This is a genomic window from Pedobacter sp. Leaf41 (assembly GCF_001422545.1).
In the GTDB taxonomy this organism is placed as follows: domain Bacteria; phylum Bacteroidota; class Bacteroidia; order Sphingobacteriales; family Sphingobacteriaceae; genus Pedobacter.
This window is the reverse complement of sequence record NZ_LMLE01000009.1, coordinates 356,266-375,879: the sequence shown is the minus strand read 5'-3', so window position 1 is coordinate 375,879 and position 19,614 is coordinate 356,266. Positions and strand designations below refer to the sequence as shown.

Annotated in this window: 19 protein-coding genes; 15 read left to right on the top strand and 4 right to left on the bottom strand. The window is 36.2% G+C overall.

What is annotated here, in order from left to right; all coding sequences use genetic code 11:
- Positions 1–884 precede the first annotated feature (884 nt).
- The 4 genes from ASE92_RS16510 to ASE92_RS16500 form a co-directional block, all read right to left on the bottom strand.
- Positions 885–1,076 (bottom strand): hypothetical protein, encoded by a 192-nt coding sequence (locus ASE92_RS16510; RefSeq protein ID WP_056851200.1) that lies wholly within the window; start codon positions 1,074–1,076, stop codon positions 885–887.
- A 756-nt stretch (positions 1,077–1,832) separates the two neighbouring features.
- On the bottom strand, positions 1,833–2,000 hold the full coding sequence (locus ASE92_RS21210) for an AlpA family transcriptional regulator (protein WP_200926442.1): 168 nt from the start codon (positions 1,998–2,000) through the stop codon (positions 1,833–1,835).
- 305 nt (positions 2,001–2,305) lie between these two features.
- Positions 2,306–2,572, bottom strand: a complete 267-nt coding sequence (locus ASE92_RS16505; RefSeq protein ID WP_056851199.1) for a LytTR family transcriptional regulator DNA-binding domain-containing protein — start codon at positions 2,570–2,572, stop codon at positions 2,306–2,308.
- Between the two features lie 66 nt (positions 2,573–2,638).
- Positions 2,639–3,112, bottom strand: a complete 474-nt coding sequence (locus ASE92_RS16500) for a hypothetical protein (protein ID WP_056851198.1) — start codon at positions 3,110–3,112, stop codon at positions 2,639–2,641.
- 277 nt (positions 3,113–3,389) lie between these two features.
- On the opposite strand from ASE92_RS16500, the gene ASE92_RS21205 reads away from it, so the two are divergent.
- The 15 genes from ASE92_RS21205 (at position 3,390) to ASE92_RS16435 (ending at position 19,436) form a co-directional block, all read left to right on the top strand.
- Positions 3,390–3,560 carry a hypothetical protein gene (locus tag ASE92_RS21205; protein ID WP_157255771.1) on the top strand — a complete coding sequence of 57 codons (171 nt, stop codon included), beginning with the start codon at positions 3,390–3,392 and terminating at the stop codon, positions 3,558–3,560.
- Positions 3,544–3,714 carry a helix-turn-helix domain-containing protein gene (locus ASE92_RS20970; RefSeq protein WP_082455094.1) on the top strand — a complete coding sequence of 57 codons (171 nt, stop codon included), beginning with the start codon at positions 3,544–3,546 and terminating at the stop codon, positions 3,712–3,714. Before ASE92_RS21205 ends, ASE92_RS20970 begins: the two co-directional genes overlap by 17 nt.
- A 226-nt stretch (positions 3,715–3,940) precedes the next feature.
- Positions 3,941–5,077 (top strand): GDP-mannose 4,6-dehydratase, encoded by a 1,137-nt coding sequence (gene gmd, locus ASE92_RS16495; RefSeq protein ID WP_056851197.1) that lies wholly within the window; start codon positions 3,941–3,943, stop codon positions 5,075–5,077.
- 87 nt (positions 5,078–5,164) lie between these two features.
- Positions 5,165–7,633, top strand: coding sequence for an SLBB domain-containing protein (locus tag ASE92_RS16490; RefSeq protein WP_082455093.1), 2,469 nt, complete (start codon positions 5,165–5,167; stop codon positions 7,631–7,633).
- A 98-nt stretch (positions 7,634–7,731) separates the two neighbouring features.
- Positions 7,732–8,877 carry a Wzz/FepE/Etk N-terminal domain-containing protein gene (locus ASE92_RS16485; RefSeq protein ID WP_369817431.1) on the top strand — a complete coding sequence of 382 codons (1,146 nt, stop codon included), beginning with the start codon at positions 7,732–7,734 and terminating at the stop codon, positions 8,875–8,877.
- Positions 8,878–8,978: 101 nt separating this feature from the next.
- On the top strand, positions 8,979–10,088 hold the full coding sequence (locus ASE92_RS16480; protein WP_056851194.1) for an acetyl-CoA carboxylase biotin carboxylase subunit family protein: 1,110 nt from the start codon (positions 8,979–8,981) through the stop codon (positions 10,086–10,088).
- Positions 10,085–10,723, top strand: a complete 639-nt coding sequence (locus ASE92_RS16475) for an acetyltransferase (protein ID WP_056851193.1) — start codon at positions 10,085–10,087, stop codon at positions 10,721–10,723. Before ASE92_RS16480 ends, ASE92_RS16475 begins: the two co-directional genes overlap by 4 nt.
- 11 nt (positions 10,724–10,734) lie before the next feature.
- Positions 10,735–11,886, top strand: a complete 1,152-nt coding sequence (rffA, locus tag ASE92_RS16470; RefSeq protein WP_056851192.1) for a dTDP-4-amino-4,6-dideoxygalactose transaminase — start codon at positions 10,735–10,737, stop codon at positions 11,884–11,886.
- Positions 11,873–13,231 carry a lipopolysaccharide biosynthesis protein gene (locus ASE92_RS16465; RefSeq protein ID WP_056851191.1) on the top strand — a complete coding sequence of 453 codons (1,359 nt, stop codon included), beginning with the start codon at positions 11,873–11,875 and terminating at the stop codon, positions 13,229–13,231. The genes rffA and ASE92_RS16465 overlap by 14 nt, the downstream gene beginning before the upstream one ends.
- Positions 13,212–14,522, top strand: coding sequence for a glycosyltransferase (locus ASE92_RS16460; RefSeq protein WP_056851190.1), 1,311 nt, complete (start codon positions 13,212–13,214; stop codon positions 14,520–14,522). Before ASE92_RS16465 ends, ASE92_RS16460 begins: the two co-directional genes overlap by 20 nt.
- Positions 14,523–14,583: 61 nt before the next feature.
- Positions 14,584–15,669: a glycoside hydrolase family 99-like domain-containing protein gene (locus ASE92_RS16455; RefSeq protein ID WP_056851189.1), complete on the top strand. Its 1,086-nt coding sequence runs from the start codon at positions 14,584–14,586 to the stop codon at positions 15,667–15,669.
- Positions 15,670–15,671: 2 nt separating this feature from the next.
- Positions 15,672–16,493, top strand: coding sequence for a glycosyltransferase family 2 protein (locus ASE92_RS16450; protein WP_056851188.1), 822 nt, complete (start codon positions 15,672–15,674; stop codon positions 16,491–16,493).
- Positions 16,490–17,647 carry an oligosaccharide repeat unit polymerase gene (locus tag ASE92_RS16445; RefSeq protein WP_056851187.1) on the top strand — a complete coding sequence of 386 codons (1,158 nt, stop codon included), beginning with the start codon at positions 16,490–16,492 and terminating at the stop codon, positions 17,645–17,647. The genes ASE92_RS16450 and ASE92_RS16445 overlap by 4 nt, the downstream gene beginning before the upstream one ends.
- Entirely contained in the window at positions 17,644–18,690 is a 1,047-nt protein-coding gene (locus ASE92_RS16440) for a glycosyltransferase family 1 protein (protein WP_056851186.1), read from the top strand. Before ASE92_RS16445 ends, ASE92_RS16440 begins: the two co-directional genes overlap by 4 nt.
- Complete coding sequence (locus ASE92_RS16435; protein ID WP_056851185.1) at positions 18,687–19,436, top strand: glycosyltransferase family 2 protein; 750 nt, start codon at positions 18,687–18,689, stop codon at positions 19,434–19,436. Before ASE92_RS16440 ends, ASE92_RS16435 begins: the two co-directional genes overlap by 4 nt.
- The last annotated feature ends 178 nt before the right edge of the window (positions 19,437–19,614 follow it).

Genomic DNA, 19,614 nt, shown 5'->3' with positions numbered 1-19,614 from the left:
GCCGGGAAGCAGGGTTATTATAGCAATGAGGAGATGACATTCTTTTACGGGCCTTTCTCTTTAAGGAGAAAGTTGCCGATAGGCGGATAGATGTTTTTTCTCCTTCTATAATTTKCTATGCCGGATAGCAGAGTGCGATAAATCTTGATAGGAGGATTGGAGTTTGAAGTGATCGCTGTAGTAGCTAATTGGGTTTGAAGTACTATCCTTGTAGAAACTACGNCTATGCCGGATAGCAGAGTGCGATAAATCTTGATAGGAGGATTGGAGTTTGAAGTGATCGCTGTAGTAGCTAATTGGGTTTGAAGTACTATCCTTGTAGAAACTACGGGTTTTCCTTACTTCAGGCTTTGTGATATCGCCGTTCCGGTAAGTGGCGGGTAAAAGAAAATGCAAAAAAGGATGTGTGTTGGGAGGGGCATTGATTTTATTTGCCCGATTTTTTGTATTTTCTTAAGGGCAGGCCTGAGGCGAAAAGCCACCTGACCCGGAACAGAAAGGCTTTGCTTCCTTTGGCCTTCTCAAAGGAAGATGCCTGCCGGCATAGAGGCAAAAAAAATGTTTTCTGTTTTAGCTTACCGTCGCTGAAGGCCTGTCTATGAAGCTCGCTTATTGCTTTTCTTATTTCAGGAAATCGGTTAAGAGGGATAGTTTCGGCGGGTGGGGAAACAATAACAAATTATTAATACCTCAAGGCTTGTAGCTGATGTTGGCTATCCTCGTAGAAACTTCCATTGCGGCAACGCAAGTATTTCGACGAAGGGTCGGAACAGAACGCGTTGCCTTTGTTCCTGGTAATTGAACGTTAGTGCAAAAGTTTCAACGGTATATCCTTCCATCATCTCCTATGCCGGATAGCAGGGTGGCTATAGCGAGCGCCTGTATTAGGGCATTGTCATCTCCTCCAACCAGTCCGTCATCCTCGCGTAGGCGGGGATCTTAAAGCGTAAAATAAATTTAATCAAAACCTTGAATTTTTCTTTCGCCTCATCGGCGGCGGCCTTCTTCTTTGTTCTTGATAACAAAGAAGCAAAACCGAGCCCTTCAGCGAGCTCATTAATGCCTTTAAAAAACAATAACAAATTATTAATACCTCAAGGCTTGGATCTGATGTTGGCTATCCTCGTAGAAACTTCCATTGCGGCAACGCAAGTATCCCGACGAAGGGTCGGAACAGAACGCGTTGCCTTGTTCCTGGTAATTGAACGTTAGTGCAAAAGTTTCAACGGTATACCCTTCCATCATCTCCTATGCCGGATAGCGAGGCGGCGATATCGATGCGCCATAAATCCATCGGTTGATCGTCATTGCGAGGCTGGGCAGGAGCGAGCGGAAGCAATCTCCTCCTTCAACGGAAAGCATCCATTCAACAAATCCGTTATTTTAACTGTAGTGGAGAGATCTTTTAAACCCGTTTGGCCTTGATCAGTATGTCATCCTGAGCGGAGTCGAAGAACATATAGCAAATTAACCTCAGCCCCCTCCCTCTCCTGAAAGAGCGGGAGCCATGGCGCTTACAGCGATGCGTAGTACATTTTTCGGCAACCCCTTCCGATAATCACCTACAATCAACTATCATTGCCACATCGGCGAGAATCTTAAAAACAATGTATTATCTCCTTTTTTTGCTTGATTTTTGAAATTATGCGCTCTGTTGCAATTCCCCTAACAGGCAATAACGCTACTGTTTTATTACCCTTTGTTTACCCCAAGTTTACTGTTTGGGTAAGCAATGGGTTAACAATAGGTACAGAATGGGTTAACAAAGGGTATATAAAGGGTTAACAATGGGTTAACAAAGCCTAAGGAAATCTGCAATAAAGGGTAAACAATCAGGTACGGCCACGGCGATGACTCTCATTAAAAGCAGCCAGTAATTCGTGTTTGTAAAAACGGTCACCTCCAGGCATTTTGATCGGCCTTAATGTGCCGTCTTTTACCTTGCGTTTGTAGGTACTTTCGCTAATTTTCAGGTAAGCCTTTACCTCCTGGCGGGTCATTTGCTGGCTATGATCATACTGTAGCGGTAGCGCAGCAAGTAAATTTGGATGATCTTTTAGGCTTTAAAATATAGATGACGGCAAACCAATTGGCTCACCCTGATACTAAAAAGCACTTCTGGAAATGAAAGATTATAATTTTGACCGACAGCTTAAAATTAAGAATTAAGCGGATAAAAATACACGATTATGTAACGTCGATTTTCAACAATGGTCTATTTTTCCACGCAGGATAAAGCTTACTGTCTTTCAATATATTTCTTAAAGGCAATTTTGAAATCCGGGAACTGATCTCTGCTGATACTTCAGTCACCATCAAAAGGAAATCCTTCTTTGATTACCACTTCGCCCTTCTTATTTTCCGTTTTATAGCTATCGATTATATTAAATGAAAGAATGATATTTCTGTTAATTTTAAAAAATAAATTGGCATCTAACTCATTTTCCATTTCGTTTGTTGTTTTATCGATAAGCCATGTTGTTCCATCAGTTAGCAAAGCCTTTCCAGTGCCCGCCTGGCGCTTGAAATAAATTAATTCCTTAACGTGGAATAATCTTTTCTTTTTACCCATAACACCTTCAAATACGTGTATTACTTCTGTTTCTGATGGCCCGGTTATCAAGGTGGGTTCACCTGCTTAATCATCGGGCACTGAAGCTGTTTTATTCTTTAAATTCTGAATCTGTATATTCATATACCAGCCATTCATCAGGTATATTAATATTTTTGCCAATGGAAATTCTGATGTAGTATAACGACTTGCTTCAAAATCTACATTAAAAAGCCACATATAGACTTTTACTATTGCCAAATCGATATGCACCGGAACTAGGGCACAAACCAATAGCTGAAAGGCAAGGCGTTTATTAAAACCATTTTCCAAAGGGATTTTGTGATCTAGCAATAGGGTGAAACAATGGATATACATCATCAATGCAAACGCGATGGCAATACTGAAAATAATTGCAATGTAAGTGTTAGGATCAGTTAACACATCCCATAGAGGCTTTGATTGCCCTTCAATAAATACATAAACTGCAACTAAATTTGCAATTACAAATTGAACAAAAAAAGTAGGGTATAGCGTTTCTTTTGATTTAGATTGGGTCATAGCATGTTTGATTTACAATTAAAACGAAAATATATCAAAATTTTCCGTTAAGATAAAGCTGGGATTTGCTACTTATTGATCCTTAATACAAGTTGCGATACAAGTAATTCAATAAAGGAACAAATATTAGAAGATTTAGGGCAATTTCATTACAATAATGGGCGGTTTGGAAAAGAAAGCGGACACTTTCACCTTTAGGCTCACTTTCTTCCACGCTTTTGCACATCATAGTTGAAAATTTTGGTTATCGCAATGGCGCGTGTTAAAAGGATTATTTATGGAGAAATTTAAATCAGATGCCAATGGGCTTCAAGAACTGCTGACTAAGCTTTATGCCCTTTCAGGTCTTCAGCTTCGGCAACAAGCCGGATCTATCGTAGCCGACTTTCGGTCATGGCTGGAATCCAATTTTGACCTTCAAACAACTCCAAATGTTGAGATCGAATAAAGGTCTTAGTTTACGTGCTTTAGCTTCAAATTGCGATATCGACGATAGTAAAATTTCAAAAATTGAGAATGGTAAGTTCAATATAAAGTTATCTACCATAGTTGAGCTTGCAAAAGGCTTAGGCGTTGAACCGAGAGACTTGATGGATTTTTGATCCGAAAGTACAGCTTAGAAGAACATCCATACTTAATTTAGAAGTGATATTTGAAAAAATGATATCAAACTTGAATGAATTAAGGGATGGACAGAAGTATCTGCTCAGTATTTCACAAACATTTAGTTTGATTAGTTAACAATAAAGGCTAACAGATTATTGACATTTTCGTTACCTATAAATATTTTCCGTATGTTTGCATGCTCAAAAATCTATGGAATAATTTATGAAGGTTGCCCTTATTACTGGCGTTACTGGACAAGATGGTGCTTACCTGGCAGAGTTTCTGCTCAAAAAAGGCTATTTTGTTCACGGTATCAAAAGACGTTCATCTTTATTTAACACCGATCGAATCGATCATCTCTACCAGGACCAGCACGAAAACAATGTTCATTTCAAGTTGCACTATGGCGATTTAACCGATTCAACAAATCTGATTCGGATTGTTCAGGAAACGCAGCCCGATGAGATTTATAACCTTGCGGCGATGAGTCATGTGCAGGTGAGTTTTGAAATGCCCGAATATACGGCCAATGCCGATGGTATTGGTACTTTACGTTTACTGGAAGCGGTTAGAATTTTAGGCTTAGAGAAAAAGACAAAAATCTATCAGGCCAGTACTTCAGAATTATACGGCTTGGTACAAGCGGTTCCTCAAAGTGAAACTACCCCATTTTATCCACGTTCTCCTTATGCGGTGGCAAAGATGTATGCCTATTGGATCACGGTCAATTACAGAGAAGCTTACAATATGTTTGCCTGCAATGGAATCCTATTTAATCATGAGAGTCCACTTCGTGGAGAAACCTTTGTCACCAGGAAAATTACGAGGGCTGCTGCCAAAATTGCTTTAGGTTTGCAAAACTGCTTATATTTAGGCAATCTTTCTGCGCAACGTGATTGGGGCCATGCCAAAGATTATATCGAGGCAATGTGGCTGATTCTGCAACAAGAGCAAGCAGAAGATTTTGTAATTGCGACAGGTGTGACTACTACCGTTCGCGATTTTGTACGCATGAGTTTTGCCGAGCTTGGCATAGAAATTGAGTTCAGCGGCAAAGATGAAAATGAAAAAGGGGTGATTATCGGAGTAGACACAGCACTGGTAAGCCAGTTAGGCCTTGATCCATCAAAATTATTTTTAGGTACAACGGTGGTTAAAGTCGATCCAAAATATTTCAGGCCAACAGAAGTAGATCTTTTATTGGGCGATCCGACCAAATCAAAAACAAAATTAGGGTGGCAGCCCAAATATGATTTGCAAGCGTTAGTAAAAGATATGATGGAAGCCGATTTGTCGTTAATGAAGAAAGACGAACATTTAAAGCAAGCGGGCTATAATACCTTAAATTATTTTGAGTAGCCAACAAAGTCGACAAATAATATATCCAAACAAATAATAAAACAAGGAAAGTAATTTCCGGATGAATGCCGATCAAATCGGATCAATATGAAACAAAGTATAAAATTATTAATTCTAGCCATCTCTTTCCTTACGTTTAGCATTAGTGCTTATGCACAAAATTATGCCAATGTAAAGGTAGATGAACTCTCTGATGCGCAAATCTTGCAAATGATTAAAAAAGCAGAATCTATCGGATATTCTGATGCCCAACTAGAGCAGTTAGCTGCGGCGCAAGGCATGAAATCCGATGAGGTACAGAAACTAAGGCTTAGGGTAGAGAAAGTGAAAAAACAGGGCACCACCTCTGCGGTACAAACCGATGCCAAGGCGGTCTCTACAGGTCGAGAAATGAGCGAATCAACAGGGGGTGGAGAAATCAGTAACGAAAAAAAAGAAACCGATGACGAAATAGCCCCGAAAATATTTGGCGCCGAATTGTTTCGCAACGGAACCATCACATTCGAACCCAATCTTCGCATAGCGACTCCGAAAAGTTACATCATTGGCCCTGATGATCGTTTATTAATTGATCTAAACGGGGATAATGAGGCCAGTTACGATTTACCGGTGAGTCCTGATGGCATTATATCCCTTCAATATGTGGGCAGGATTGCGGTTGCAGGGTTGACTATTGAGCAAGCCACTTCTAAAATCCGTTCTGCACTGTCTTCTACCTACCCGTCTTTACGGTCAGGAAGAACTAGTGTAGCAGTGAACTTAGGCAATATCCGGAGTATTAAAATTATCATGACTGGGCAGGTAGTTAAACCTGGTACCTATACCTTATCTTCACTATCAACGGTTTATAATGCACTTTATGCTTCTGGCGGGCCAGCACAAAACGGTTCATTTAGAAATATTCAGTTGATTCGTAACAATAAAGTGGTTGCCAATATTGATGTATATGATTTTCTTTTGAGGGGAATACAGCAGGGCAATATCCGCTTACAGGATCAGGATGTAATTAATGTTCCGGTGTTTGAGAAAAGAGTGGAGATTACGGGTGAGGTCAAACGATCCGCCCTATTTGAGGTGGCCAAAAACGAAACATTAAAGGATGTGATCGATTTTGCGGGTGGCTTTACCACGCAAGCATATACCGCTAAAATTAAAGCTTTCCAAAATACAGATCGCGACCGTAAAATCATAGATATATCCGCTGCGGAACTCACTTCGTATTTACCTAAAAATGGCGATAAGTTTGTAGTGGAGGCGATCCTCGATCGTTTTGCTAACCGTGTGGAGATTATCGGGGCGGTATTTCGGCCGGGGGTTTACGAATTGTCTAAAGGGCTAACTTTGCGTAATTTGATTAACAAGGCAGATGGATTAAGGGAAGAAGCTTTTTTAAATAGAGGATACATCAATCGACTTAATATCGACAATACGCAAGCCTTGATCTCTTTTGATGTGGCTAAAATTATAGCCGGAACAGAAACTGATATCGCATTGCAACGAGAAGATAAGATTACCATTTCCTCCATACTGGATCTTAGAGACGAATATAAAGTAACGATTCAGGGTGAGGTAAGATCACCAAGTACCTTTGAGTATGCAGATAGCATGACCTTAGAATCGGTAATTCAATTGGCGGGTGGTTTCAAAGAAGGCGCAACGCCCAATCGAATTGAAATTTCAAGAAGAGTAAGAAATAGCGACGCTACTGCACCTTCAGCGAGGACCGCAGAGCTGTTCATCGTGAATGTTGATCAAAATTTACGATTATTAGGGGAGCCATTTATGCTCAAACCGTTTGATATTATCACAATCAGAAACGCAGAAGGTTATACGGTACAAAAGCAAGTGAAATTAGAAGGCGAGGTGGTATACCCAGGAACATATACCATTATTCGGAAAGACGAGCGGATCTCTGAATTGATCAGGCGTGCTGGTGGATTAACTTCTTCCGCTTATCCCGACGGTGCTTCACTAAAAAGACCTGGAGCGCAAAAAGTGAATCCCACTGATAAAAATGCGATTAATGACCGGGATGAAGAGGACAAGAAATTTTTAAATTTGAAGCGAGCAAGAGAGTCAGGCGTAAAAGATACCGTGGCAGCAGAAGTGGAACAAAAACTCATTCAAAGTGATTTAGTAGGGATAAATTTAGTCAAAATCTTAAAAGACTCGCTAACAAGGTTGGATTTGATTGTAGAAGATGGTGATATAATTCGGGTTCCGAAAACCTTACAAACGGTTAAAGTAACTGGAGAAGTCTTAAATCCAAACAGCATTGTGTATATGCCAGGAAAAAGTTTAAGACAGTATATTAATGGTGCTGGTGGCTATACTTCCAGTGCACGAAAATCTGGAGTCTATGTTAAATATCCAAATGGCTCGGCGGCTGCAGTGGGTAAGTTTTTGTTTTTTAACAATAACCCTAAAATTAAACCAGGAGCTGAAGTATTGGTACCGAAACGAGCGGAGCGTGAACGTATGACAGCGCAAAGTTGGATTGGAATAGGCACTGCTGTTGCATCATTAGGAGCCATAATTGTAAGTTTATTAAGATAGATAATCGTTACCTTTCTCACGTATCGAGTGAATTAGGCCACGTACAGCATAGTCATTTAATTAATGAGTGCGTGTAAGGCATCTTTTATGTTAATCGCTTGAGTAGAAAAAATAATACAAGAATACAAATGACCACATCTAGCCAGGATAATATTAATTTAGATAATAGCGAAATTACCCTTAAGCAGGTTATCATGAAATTTCGTGAATGGTATCGCTACCTGTTATCAAAATGGGTAATCATTTTAATTTTTATCTTAATCGGAGCCGGCCTGGGATTCCTTTATTCAATAATGAAGAAGCCAATTTACACCGCGACTACTACCTTCGTATTAGAAGATGAAAAAGGAGGAGGTGGCTTAGGCAATCTAGCTGGATTAGCATCAATGGCAGGTGTAGATCTTGGAGGTGGTGGTGGTGGAATTTTTCAAGGTGATAATATTCTTGGTCTATATAAGTCGAGAACCATGTTGCAAGAAACCTTACTCACTCCCATAGAGGTATCAGGGAAACAACAATTGCTAGTCGATCGCTATATTGAAATTAATGATTTAAGAAGCAAATGGGAAAAAACACCAAAATTGATAGATGTTAATTTTCCACTTAAAAATGATCAAAATGGTACATTGATACCCAATAGGTTGCGAGATAGTTTATTAGGATCGTTTATAAATGATTTAAATAAAAAATATCTTAATGTAACTAAGCCAGATAAAAAATTAAATATAATACAAGTTGATGTAAAGGCACCAGATGAGATTTTCGCTAAAGCATTTAATGATGCTTTAGTAAAAAATGTAAACGAATTCTTCATCAATACAAAAACTAAGAAGGCAATTCAAAATGTAAGAATATTACAACATAAAACAGATTCTGTTAGAAATGTAATGAACGGGGCAATTTATTCGGCGGTTGCTGTTGCTGATGCGACGCCAAACTTAAATCCGACAAGACAAGTTCAAAGAATTGCACCCTCACAAAAAGCACAGTTTTCGGCTGAAACTAATAAATCTGTACTCGGGGCATTACTCCAAAACCTTGAGCTTTCCAAAATGGGCCTTTTGAAAGAAACGCCATTAATTCAAGTGATAGATCAACCGATTTATCCACTCAGTGTCTCTACATTTGGAAAGTTTAAAGGACTAGTTATAGGAGGGTTTATATTTTTCGTGGTTATAATTTTAATCTTGATTTTCAGAAAAATTATTCGAGATATCACATCAGAGACTAGGGTTGAGGTATAATTTTAGATATATTCCTTATCTCTCAAATTAGGATTACTTATTTGTTGTTACTTGACATAAATATTTGCTGAATAAATTGAAATAAATGTTATTAATGAAACATGATTAAATTGGCTATAATAGGAGCTAGTTACCTACAGCTGCCACTTGTTCACAAAGCGAAAGAAATGGGTATCGAAACGCATTGCTTTGCATGGAAAGATGGTGCAGTTTGTGCTGACTTCTCAGATTTTTTTTACCCTATTTCTATTTTAGATAAAGAAGGAATACTAGAAAAATGTCGCGAGATAGGGATTGATGGAATTACGACAATAGCTACCGATATGGCTGTCACAACAATCAGTTTTGTTGCAGAATCGCTTGGATTGATATCAAACAGCTATAAATCGGCATTAATGTCTACTGACAAGTTAGCTATGAGGAAAGCCTTTAAAATGGGCGAATGCTCTATACCGAAATTTGTTGAAGTGACAGACGGGGCTTATTGTATAGGCGATTTTTTGTTTCCGTTGATCATTAAACCTAGTGATAGATCAGGAAGTAGGGGAGTTACAAAAGTAGATATCGAAGAGCAAATAAGTTTAGCAATAAATTCAGCCATGGAGGAATCTTTTTCCAAAAAGGTAATAATAGAAGAATATATTGACGGTACTGAGGTAAGCGTGGAGACGATCTCATGGCATGGAGAACACAAAATATTGGCTATAACTGACAAAGTTACAACTGGCGCCCCACATTTTGTTGAATTGGCCCATCATCAGCCATCAAGTCTTTCCACTTCGGTCTTGAATCGAATACAAGAGGAAACTATAAAGTGCTTAAATGCTTTGGATATTAAGTTTGGTGCAAGTCATGCTGAATTTAAAATCACAAGCAAAGGCGAAGTTTTTGCAATTGAAGTAGGGGCTAGAATGGGTGGAGATTTTATAGGATCTACCCTTGTGCAGCTATCAACTGGCTATGACTATTTAAAATCCACCATTGATATAAGTTTAGGCAATTATCAATCTCCTAATATCCGATCAAAAGGATATGCTGGAGTATATTTTTTATCAGAAGAAACCAAATCGTTATTGCCTTATTTTAGACAACTTAACGATTTTGATTACCAGAAGGAAATTCTCAACGAAGATTTAAAGTATATTAAAAATAGTAATGACCGATCAGGCTATCTGATTTATTATTCAGACAAGAAAGTAAACTTATTATGAAAACACTTGCAATAATAGGCGCAGGGCACTTGGGCCAACAAATTGCCCATCTCGCCCTTAACGATAAGCACTATGGCAAAATTGTGTTTTTCGATGATATAATATTAGATGATGTGGTAAATGGTCACCCCGTTATTGGTAAAACAAGCGACGTAATTCAGGCATTTTCATCTCAACTCTTCGACGAGCTTATTATTGGAATAGGCTATAAACATCTGCAGGTCAGAAAGTCTTTTTTTGAGAAATTCAAGGGGCAAATTCCGTTTGGAAAAATTGTACATTCGTCGTCATACCTTGACTGTACAACAATAGTTAAACCAGGATGTATAATTTATCCGAAATGTATTTTAGATGCTAATGTCACGATAGAATCCAATACAATTTTAAATCTTGCTACAACTATTTCACATGATAGTGTTATTGGGGAAAACTGTTTCTTGTCACCCAGAGTGGCTATAGCCGGTTTTGTTAATGTTGGAGACATGTGCATTTTGGGTATAAATTCTACTGTAATTGATAATTTGTCAATTACAAGCCAGACACAAATTGGTGGGGCTGGCCTAGTTATAAAAAATATCGAAAGAGCAGGGCTATATGTGGGTAACCCAGTAAGATTTATTAGAGAGAAGATATAATATATTATAAAATGATACCATTTAATAAGCCTTATTTAACAGGCAAAGAAACTCATTACATCTATGATGCTGTAAATTCGGGCAAGATCTCAGGTAATGGAAAATATACTCAAAAATGCCAAGCTTTTTTTGAAGAACAATATCATTTCAAAAAAGTGCTGCTCACAACATCTTGTACTGATGCACTTGAAATGGCAGCTATTTTGGCAAACATTAAAGAGGGTGATGAGGTAATTGTTCCTAGTTTTACTTTCGTTTCAACGGCGATTGCGTTTGTTCGTCAAGGCGCTAAAATTGTATTTGCTGATTCATATGCCAATAATCCAAATATTGATGCAGACAAAATTGAGGATTTAATTACTAGTCGCACGAAAGCAATAGTCCCGGTTCACTATGCAGGAGTGGCTTGCGATATGGATAAAATAATGGAGTTAGCAGAGAAGTATAATCTATTAGTAATTGAAGATGCTGCTCAAGCCATTGATAGCTTTTATATTAATAAATTAGGGGAGAAAAGAGCACTTGGTTCGATAGGCCACTTTGCAGCCTTCTCCTTTCATGAAACTAAAAATATAGTATCGGGCGAAGGAGGGATGCTGGCAATTAATGATGAAAGATTTATATCCAGAGCGGAAATTATTTGGGAAAAAGGAACCAATAGAGCAGAATTTTTTAGAGGCGAAGTTAATAAGTATGGATGGGTTGACACAGGTTCATCGTTCTTACCTTCGGAGATAATCGCCGCATTTCTCTGGGCGCAGATTGAGAATCTATCAATGATTCAGGAAAGAAGAGTAAGCTTGTGGAATTATTATTATGATGGTTTAAGCAAATTGAATATTCAAAAGTTTGCGCTGCCTGAAGTCCCAGATTATGCTACTAAAAATGGACACATGTTTTATCTGACGTGTGTTAATGGAGAAATGAGGGATAAGTTAATCAGTTCGTTAAAGGATAATGGATTTCATGCAGTTTTCCATTATTTATCTCTGCACTCAAGTGAATATTACGCTCATAAACATGATGCCGGTAGGATCCTCCCAAATTCAGATAATTTTACGGAATGTCTGGTACGTTTACCCCTATTTTATGAACTAAATTTTGAGGATCTGGATAAGATTTTTGATTGCTTAGCGCTAACATTTGAAGATGTTAAGGGATAAGATAAATTCCTTGCTCGGCGGCTTTAAAGGTAATGATCGTTCAAAAAAAATTCAGGTCAATGTTTTAGGCTCTATTATGCTTAAAGGGATTAGCATTTTACTAAGCTTAGTAATTGTGCCCCTGACTATCAACTATATTTCGCCTTATCAATACGGGGTTTGGATTACTATTTCTTCGATAATTGGCTGGCTAAGTTTTTTTGATATTGGTTTTGGAAATGGACTAAAGAATAAATTTGTTGAGGCAGTAACTCATGGAAAGCACAAATTAGCAAGGATTTATGTAAGTACCATTTATGCTGTTTTGGCAATTATTATCTCGATTATCTGGTTGTTAGCCATAGTTGGTTCCAACTTTATTGATTGGGCCGAGTTCTTAAATGTGAAAGGAATCCAAAATAGAGATTTCTTTTATGTTATGTTGATTGTGGTTACAACTTTCGCCTTTCAGTTCGTATTAGGCTTAATCAATACGATATTGTCAGCGATTCAAAAACCAGTAATCACATCATTAATAAATGTGATAAGTCAATTGATGGTGCTTATAGGGATATTTATCATGTCCAGATTCACTGCGGGTTCAATATTGAATTTGAGTTTGCTTACAGGTGTGGTTAATTCAGCAGTATTGATTGCGTTTTCCATTTATCTATACGTCACATCCTTGAAGACCTATGCTCCGAAGTTTGGACTTATAAATTTCAAGCACGCAAAAAGCTTAATGAATGTAGGGTTAAGCTTTTTTATTCTTCAAGTGATCTCCATCATCTATTATGAAACAAACAACATTATCATAACCAAGACATTAGATCCACTAAATGTTACTGTCTACAATCTGGCTTATAAATACTTGACAATAATTGGAATGTTTTTTAGTATTATACTGGCACCCTTTTGGAGCGCATTTATCGAAGCCCGGGTACTAAAAGATTTTAATTGGATGAAAGCTGAAACACGTAAACTGTATAAAGTTTTTTTGTTTTTTGTAATTGGGGCTATTATCCTTGTTATTGCCTCGCCATTTGTTTATTCGGTCTGGTTTGGTAATGCAGTATCAATACCGTTCATATTAACCGCATTAATGGGAATTTGGCAGATCATAAATATGTGGAATTCGCTTCATTCTACATTAATCTATGGTTTTGGCAAAATTAGGGTTCAGATGATTGCCTCTGTGACAGTTGGAATATTGAATATTCCTGTAACTATTCTACTTTGTCGATATTGGGGGTTAAGTGGAGTGGTATTTTCTCAAATACTTCTGGCTATTCTAATATCCTGGATAGGGCCTCTACAATTAAAAAAGTTATTTAATAACGATACAAATGGAATCTGGAATAAATAATAAAAAAAACATCTTGATATTAAGCAGTTTTCTTTCCAAAGATGGCTCCTCAAAAATGATTAAAGATATTTGTAGATCACTTGGGAATGATTACTTTGTTGATGTACTAACTAAGTATCCGCTGGCTATAGATGATTTGACTGTATATTCCGCATTCAATAAGTATGAAGCCTTGTTTCATTCAGGAATTCGGTTTTTGAAAAGGCAACTGACATATTTTAGGAATTTTTTAATTAAACCAAAAGAGTCAAATGCACTACCTTACTATTTTTTTGGTTTAAATGAAGAAAAACCGCCAGTAAATCCTAAACGGATCTTAAATAAGATTGAAAAGAACTATGATTTTATTTTAGTGTTCTTTTGGCAGGGCTTACTTAATTCAGTGTCTTTGAATCAAATTTATTTGCGGTACAAAACGCCATTATTATTAGTTGCAGCAGATATGTACCCAATGACAGGAGGTTGTAGTTATTTTTGGGATTGTAATAGGCTAGAAGATGGTTGTGGCAATTGTCCTGGCCTACAATCTTCTCCTTTAGCTGACCGTACTGATAAAAATATGATTCTAAAACGGGAAATGCTTTCTCAAATTAATTGCATTTTTTTAGGCAATACTTGGCAAAATAGCCATGCCAATAAGTCAAAGCTATTTAAAAAGGTAGGCTTGGTATACCCAATAGTTGATGAACTTGTGTTTAAACCTCGTGATAAAGATATTTTAAAATCGCAGCATAATTTTTCGAATAAAAAAATATTGTTCTTTGGGTCCCTTGGTGTAAATGATCCTAGAAAAGGAGCTGGCCAACTTGTAAGTTCATTACAACTGCTCTTAGCAAAAAGGCCCGATTTAGCTGAAAATCTGATGCTAGTAATTGCTGGGACAGGTGATAAAATCCCTGGATTAGAAGGCTTTGCAACGCATTATACTGGCTACTTAGACTTTGAAAAGTTAGCTGAATTCTATGCTTTGGCAGATGTATTTTTAAGTCCTAGCATCGAAGATGCCGGGCCGATGATGCTAAATCAGGCACTTATGTGTGGCACTCCATCCGTTGCTTTTGCAATAGGAACTGCTTGTGATGTTCTGAATCCTAATACTGGTTATTTAGCAAGATATGCAGATTGTAATGATTTCAGTGATGGAATTATTCATTTATTAACAAGGTCTGATGATGAATTGAAGATCATGCAGGAGTTCTGTAGAAATGAATCTTTACAACGTTCGTCGTATGAAGGATTTAGAAAATACATACTTAAGGGGTATGATAGCCTTAATCAAAATAAGGATTAGTCGTTTGAGTTTTTCAAGTGAAGTATTTTTTAAGTAATTAGTAACATTTAATAGCATTATAATGAAATCGAAAGCCAAGATAATCGCCATATACCTCCCTCAATATCACCCAATCCCAGAAAATGACTTGTGGTGGGGTAAAGGCTTTACCGAGTGGAGCAACGTTGCCAAAGCTAAGCCTTTATTTAAAGGGCACTACCAGCCGCGGTTGCCCGCTGACCTAGGTTACTATGATCTTCGCGTTCCTGAAGCAAGAAAAGCACAAGCTGATATGGCTAGAGAGTATGGCGTTGCAGGCTTTTGTTATTGGCACTATTGGTTTGGGGAAGGTAAACAGCTTATAGAACGGCCATTTAATGAGGTTCTTGAATCAGGGGAGCCAGATTTTCCATTTTGCCTTGCCTGGGCTAATGAAACCTGGAAAGGGTTTGTTCACGGCCTCAAAAATAGAAATATCCTGATAGAGCAAAAATATCCTGGCGTAGATGATTTTACGGCCCATTTTATGAAAGTGCTGCCTGCGTTTAAGGATAAAAGGTATATTGAAGTGGATGGAAAACCGCTATTTATGATCTATAAGCCCTTTGGGGATGAAAAGGTTACTCTATTCATGGACACATGGCGCACGCTTGCTCTTGAATACGGTTTGAATGGAATACATTTTGTTGGTCATTGTAACGATCATAAATATAGCGCACAACAGATACTTGATTTAGGTTTTGATTCAGTTAATACCGTAAGATTAGATAATTATTTAGCTAATCATCGTTCATTAACTACGAAAATAGTGGGAAGGCTGAATAAGATTTTAAGGGGCGTACCCCTTGCTTACCCATATAAAATAATGTCTAAATATTTTATTGAGTCATCAATAGATAGTAATAAGGATGTTTTTCCAAGTATTATCCCTGGGTGGGATCATTCTGCCCGGAGCGGTAGGGAAGGGCTGGTAATGACAAACGTTACACCTGAACTTTTTGATAAGCATGTTAAAGATGTGTTAGAAGTAATTGAGCATAAAGAAGAGGAGAGAAAAATTATTTTTATTAAGTCATGGAATGAATGGGCTGAGGGAAACTATATGGAGCCTGATATAAAATGGGGTAAAGCATTTTTGGAAGTATTAAAGAAAAATATAATTCGCTAAAGATGTTATTATCCATAATCGTTGCTACAAAAGGACGCACAATAGAGATAGCCGACTTATTAGAATCAATCAGATTTCAGAACCCAGAACTAATTGAGATTATAATTGTAGATCAAAATGTGTCAGACGCACTAAGTGTAGTCATTAAAAATTATAATGGTGATTTCCAGATAAATCATATCAAAACGGAGGCAAGAGGCGCATCTAATGCCAGGAATGTTGGTATACTACATTCACAGGGGCAGTATCTATGTTTTCCTGATGATGACTGCAAATTTATGGATAACACTATTGACATTGCGCTTGAAAAAGTTGAGCAGCATGATGTAGTTTTCGGTAAATGCGTTGATGAGTATGGAGAGGACAGTGTAATAGCTTTTGCTAAAGGAGAACATAAACTCACTTTACAATTTCACGAGAATATGTTTGTTGAAGCAACCATGTTTACAAAACGACAAATTATGTTAGATTATAAATATGATGAAACCTTGGGGGTAGGTACATTTCATGGTGCGGAAGAAGCATATGATCTAGTTTTAAGATTGTTGAATGATGGAAAAGATTTAGTATATTCAGATAAAATCATTTTCTATCATCCCAATAAAATCTTGAATCATTCTTCCGAGTCAGAAGTAAGACGGGTTTTTAGTTACCGTTGCGGCTTTGCTAAGCTATGTTTTAAGCATAAGTTCTATAAAAAGTACCTTTCAAGGGTTTTATTCGTTTTAGTGGGCTTGCCTTTTTTTCTCCTGACCAATAGAAAAAAATGTAGATATTATTTTGCAGAATTATTAGGTTTGATTTCGGGGGCTGTGATACGATGATTAAAAATTTTGTTAGAAATAATGCGTTGTATACTATTTTCGTTTTATCCCAATTGATTTTGTTTATTTTAGCCTTACAAAAGGATGATATTATAGGTGATAATTATGATATAAGTCTAGCTCTTACATTGCATTTTTTTGTGATTGTATTATTTACTGTGGGCTATTCTTTTAATAAAAGAATAATTCTTTCGTCAAAAAAGATTATTAATAAGGTAAGTAGTTTTGTTAGCCTAAAAAAAGGGTTTTTCTTAGTTGCAGTTTTGCTTACTATTATTGGTCTTATCACATCGATATTAACTATAGGAAGTATCATATCCCCCCAAGAATATTTATCGCAATTAGTTGCGAAGGATGATAGTATAGCTGGAGTACGCCAAGAGGCAGGAGATGGTGGTTTGGGTGGAGTATTTAAAATGTTGAATTATTGTCCATTAGGGATATATTTAATAACCTCTTCATTTTTAAATTTTTATAAGTTTGATAAAATAACAACTAAAAAATTAAATCGATTAAATACATTTTCTTTAATCTGCTCTGTTATAAAAGTTTTATTTTCTTTAGATAGATTGACTATTATGGCAATTTTGATTGTGCAGATATACACAAACTTAATAAGTAAAAAAATTTCAATTAAATTTCTCTTAATAATTGGGGGCATTGTCATACTTGGCGGTTTTATAACAGCTTCTAGAATGTCTGATTCTGGCTTTTTTGACTTTTTAATTGTTTACTTTAAGCTAAGTTTAGTGAATTATCAATTGGTTCTAAATGATCAAAATGATTACGCTTATGGTTTTCAGACTTTTCTGTCACCACTTGGGTTTATTGCTAAATTTTTCGGGGTAGGAATAAGTTCAACTGAACCCAAAAATTGGGTCTGGAATCCTGCTCAATATTTTAATTCATATCTTTATATGGACTTCGGATTTTTTTCTTTCCTATTTTATCCATTTTTTGGATATTTCATTCGATGTGTTGAAATTTTAAAAAAGAATGGAAATAGATTTTATACTGGATTCTATTTTATATTACTATTTTGTATTACCACATTTATCTCCGTTCCGTTTATTAGAGGGATGGAATTTTGGTTATTAATAGTTGTTTGTTTGTTACTCTCAAAATTCGTTCAATTAAGAAATAGTGGTGTATGAAAATTATTTTGGATAATATTATATATGCATTACAAAATGCTGGAGGTATTTCTACCTACTGGCGTGAATTATCATCAAGATTAATTCGAAATAATTGTGATTTGAAATTTAGAGAATTCTCAAAGAGCAATGATAACGTTGTGCGAAGAACGCTTTCAATATCAGAAGGTATTTTACTTAAAAATAAAAGGGTCACGCTATTCGATAGATTTAAACCACTTGCGCTAAAAAGCGAGCGTAATAAATTTATTTTCCATTCCAGCTATAATACCACAACAAAAAGTAAGCACGCCTTGCAAGTTTGTACTATTCATGATTTTGTTCATGAAAAATTTTATAGCGGTATTCGTAGACTCCTTCATGTCTATCAAAAAACAAAGGCTATAAAACAGGCAGATCATATCATAGTAATATCAAATAATACTAAAAATGATTTATTGCAACTACACCCTTACGTAAATCCAGAGCAAGTTTCTGTGATATATAATGGTGCATCAGATGAATTTTTTCCTACCATTAAGCAAAAAAATATTAAACCTTATTTATTATTTATTGGTTCGCGTGAACATTATAAAAACTTTAATTTTTGTGTTAAACTACTTAATCAAGCAACTATGTTTGATCTCAAAATTATAGGTTCTCCGTTAAAGAAGAGTGAAATAGATTTCCTCAATCAGATAATCCCTGAAAGATGGAGCGTTGAAAGTAATATAGATAATGCTAAACTTAACAGTTTTTACAATAATGCATTCGCATTATTATATCCATCATCATATGAAGGCTTTGGAATACCCATTCTTGAGGCAATGAAAGCAGGCACACCATTTATAGCTTTAAATAATTCGTCTATACCAGAAGTAGCTGGCAATGCAGGTATATTACTAGACAGTTTAAATATTGAAGATTTTATGAATGCTCTTCACAAAATATCTTTGAATCGCTTAAATCTAATCGAAAAAGGTTTTATACAATCGCAAAAATTTTCTTGGGATAAATGCTTTCAGCAGACTCTCAAAGTTTACAATGACTTATATAATTCATGAAAATATCAGTAATAACAGTTGTATATAACAACCAACAAACTATTAGAGATGCAATTAACTCGGTATTATCTCAGACTTATAATGATATAGAATACATCGTTATTGATGGCGGGTCCACTGATAATACAATTGAAATTGTTAAATCATATAAAGATAAAATTAATGTATTTATAAGCGAAAAGGATAATGGGCTTTATCATGCAATGAATAAAGGAATAAACTTGGCCTCAGGAGATGTTATTGGTATACTTAATTCAGACGACTTTTACAGTGACCATAAAGTTTTGAGTGATGTTATGGAGAATTTCAACAGTGACAAGAAATTAGATTTTTTATATGGCAATCTAGTTTATGTTAAACAGGATGATACTAATCGAATAGTTAGGAATTGGAAATCAAAAAATTATTATGATAATTTTTTTGAGCATGCAAATGTGCCACCCCATCCCTCATTATTTGTACGAAAATCAATATATGATGAAGTTGGTTTATTTAATTTGAAATACAAAATTGCTGCTGATTATGAGCTCATGATTCGTTTCATGAAAATGAACAAATTCAATTTTAAATATTACGACAGACTAATTGTGCATATGAGATTAGGAGGCGAAAGCAATAAAAGTTTAAAGAATGTTTACTTAGCTAATAAAGAAGTCGCGAATGCATGGACAGATAACAATTTTAAAATGCCGATCTATTTTTTTCCATTGAAAATAATTAAACGCATGATACAATTTATAAAGTAATTAGTTGAAATTTCCATATTTCAGTAAAAAATATATTTATTTTAATTTTTTTTGTTGGCTAATGAGGGTAACTTATTAGCCCAAGAATAAGTGTTAAATTAACTTTTATATTTGTGGCTATAGTTAGTCTTATAACCTAATTATATGCCAAAATGCATGCTGGCATTTATACAGAATA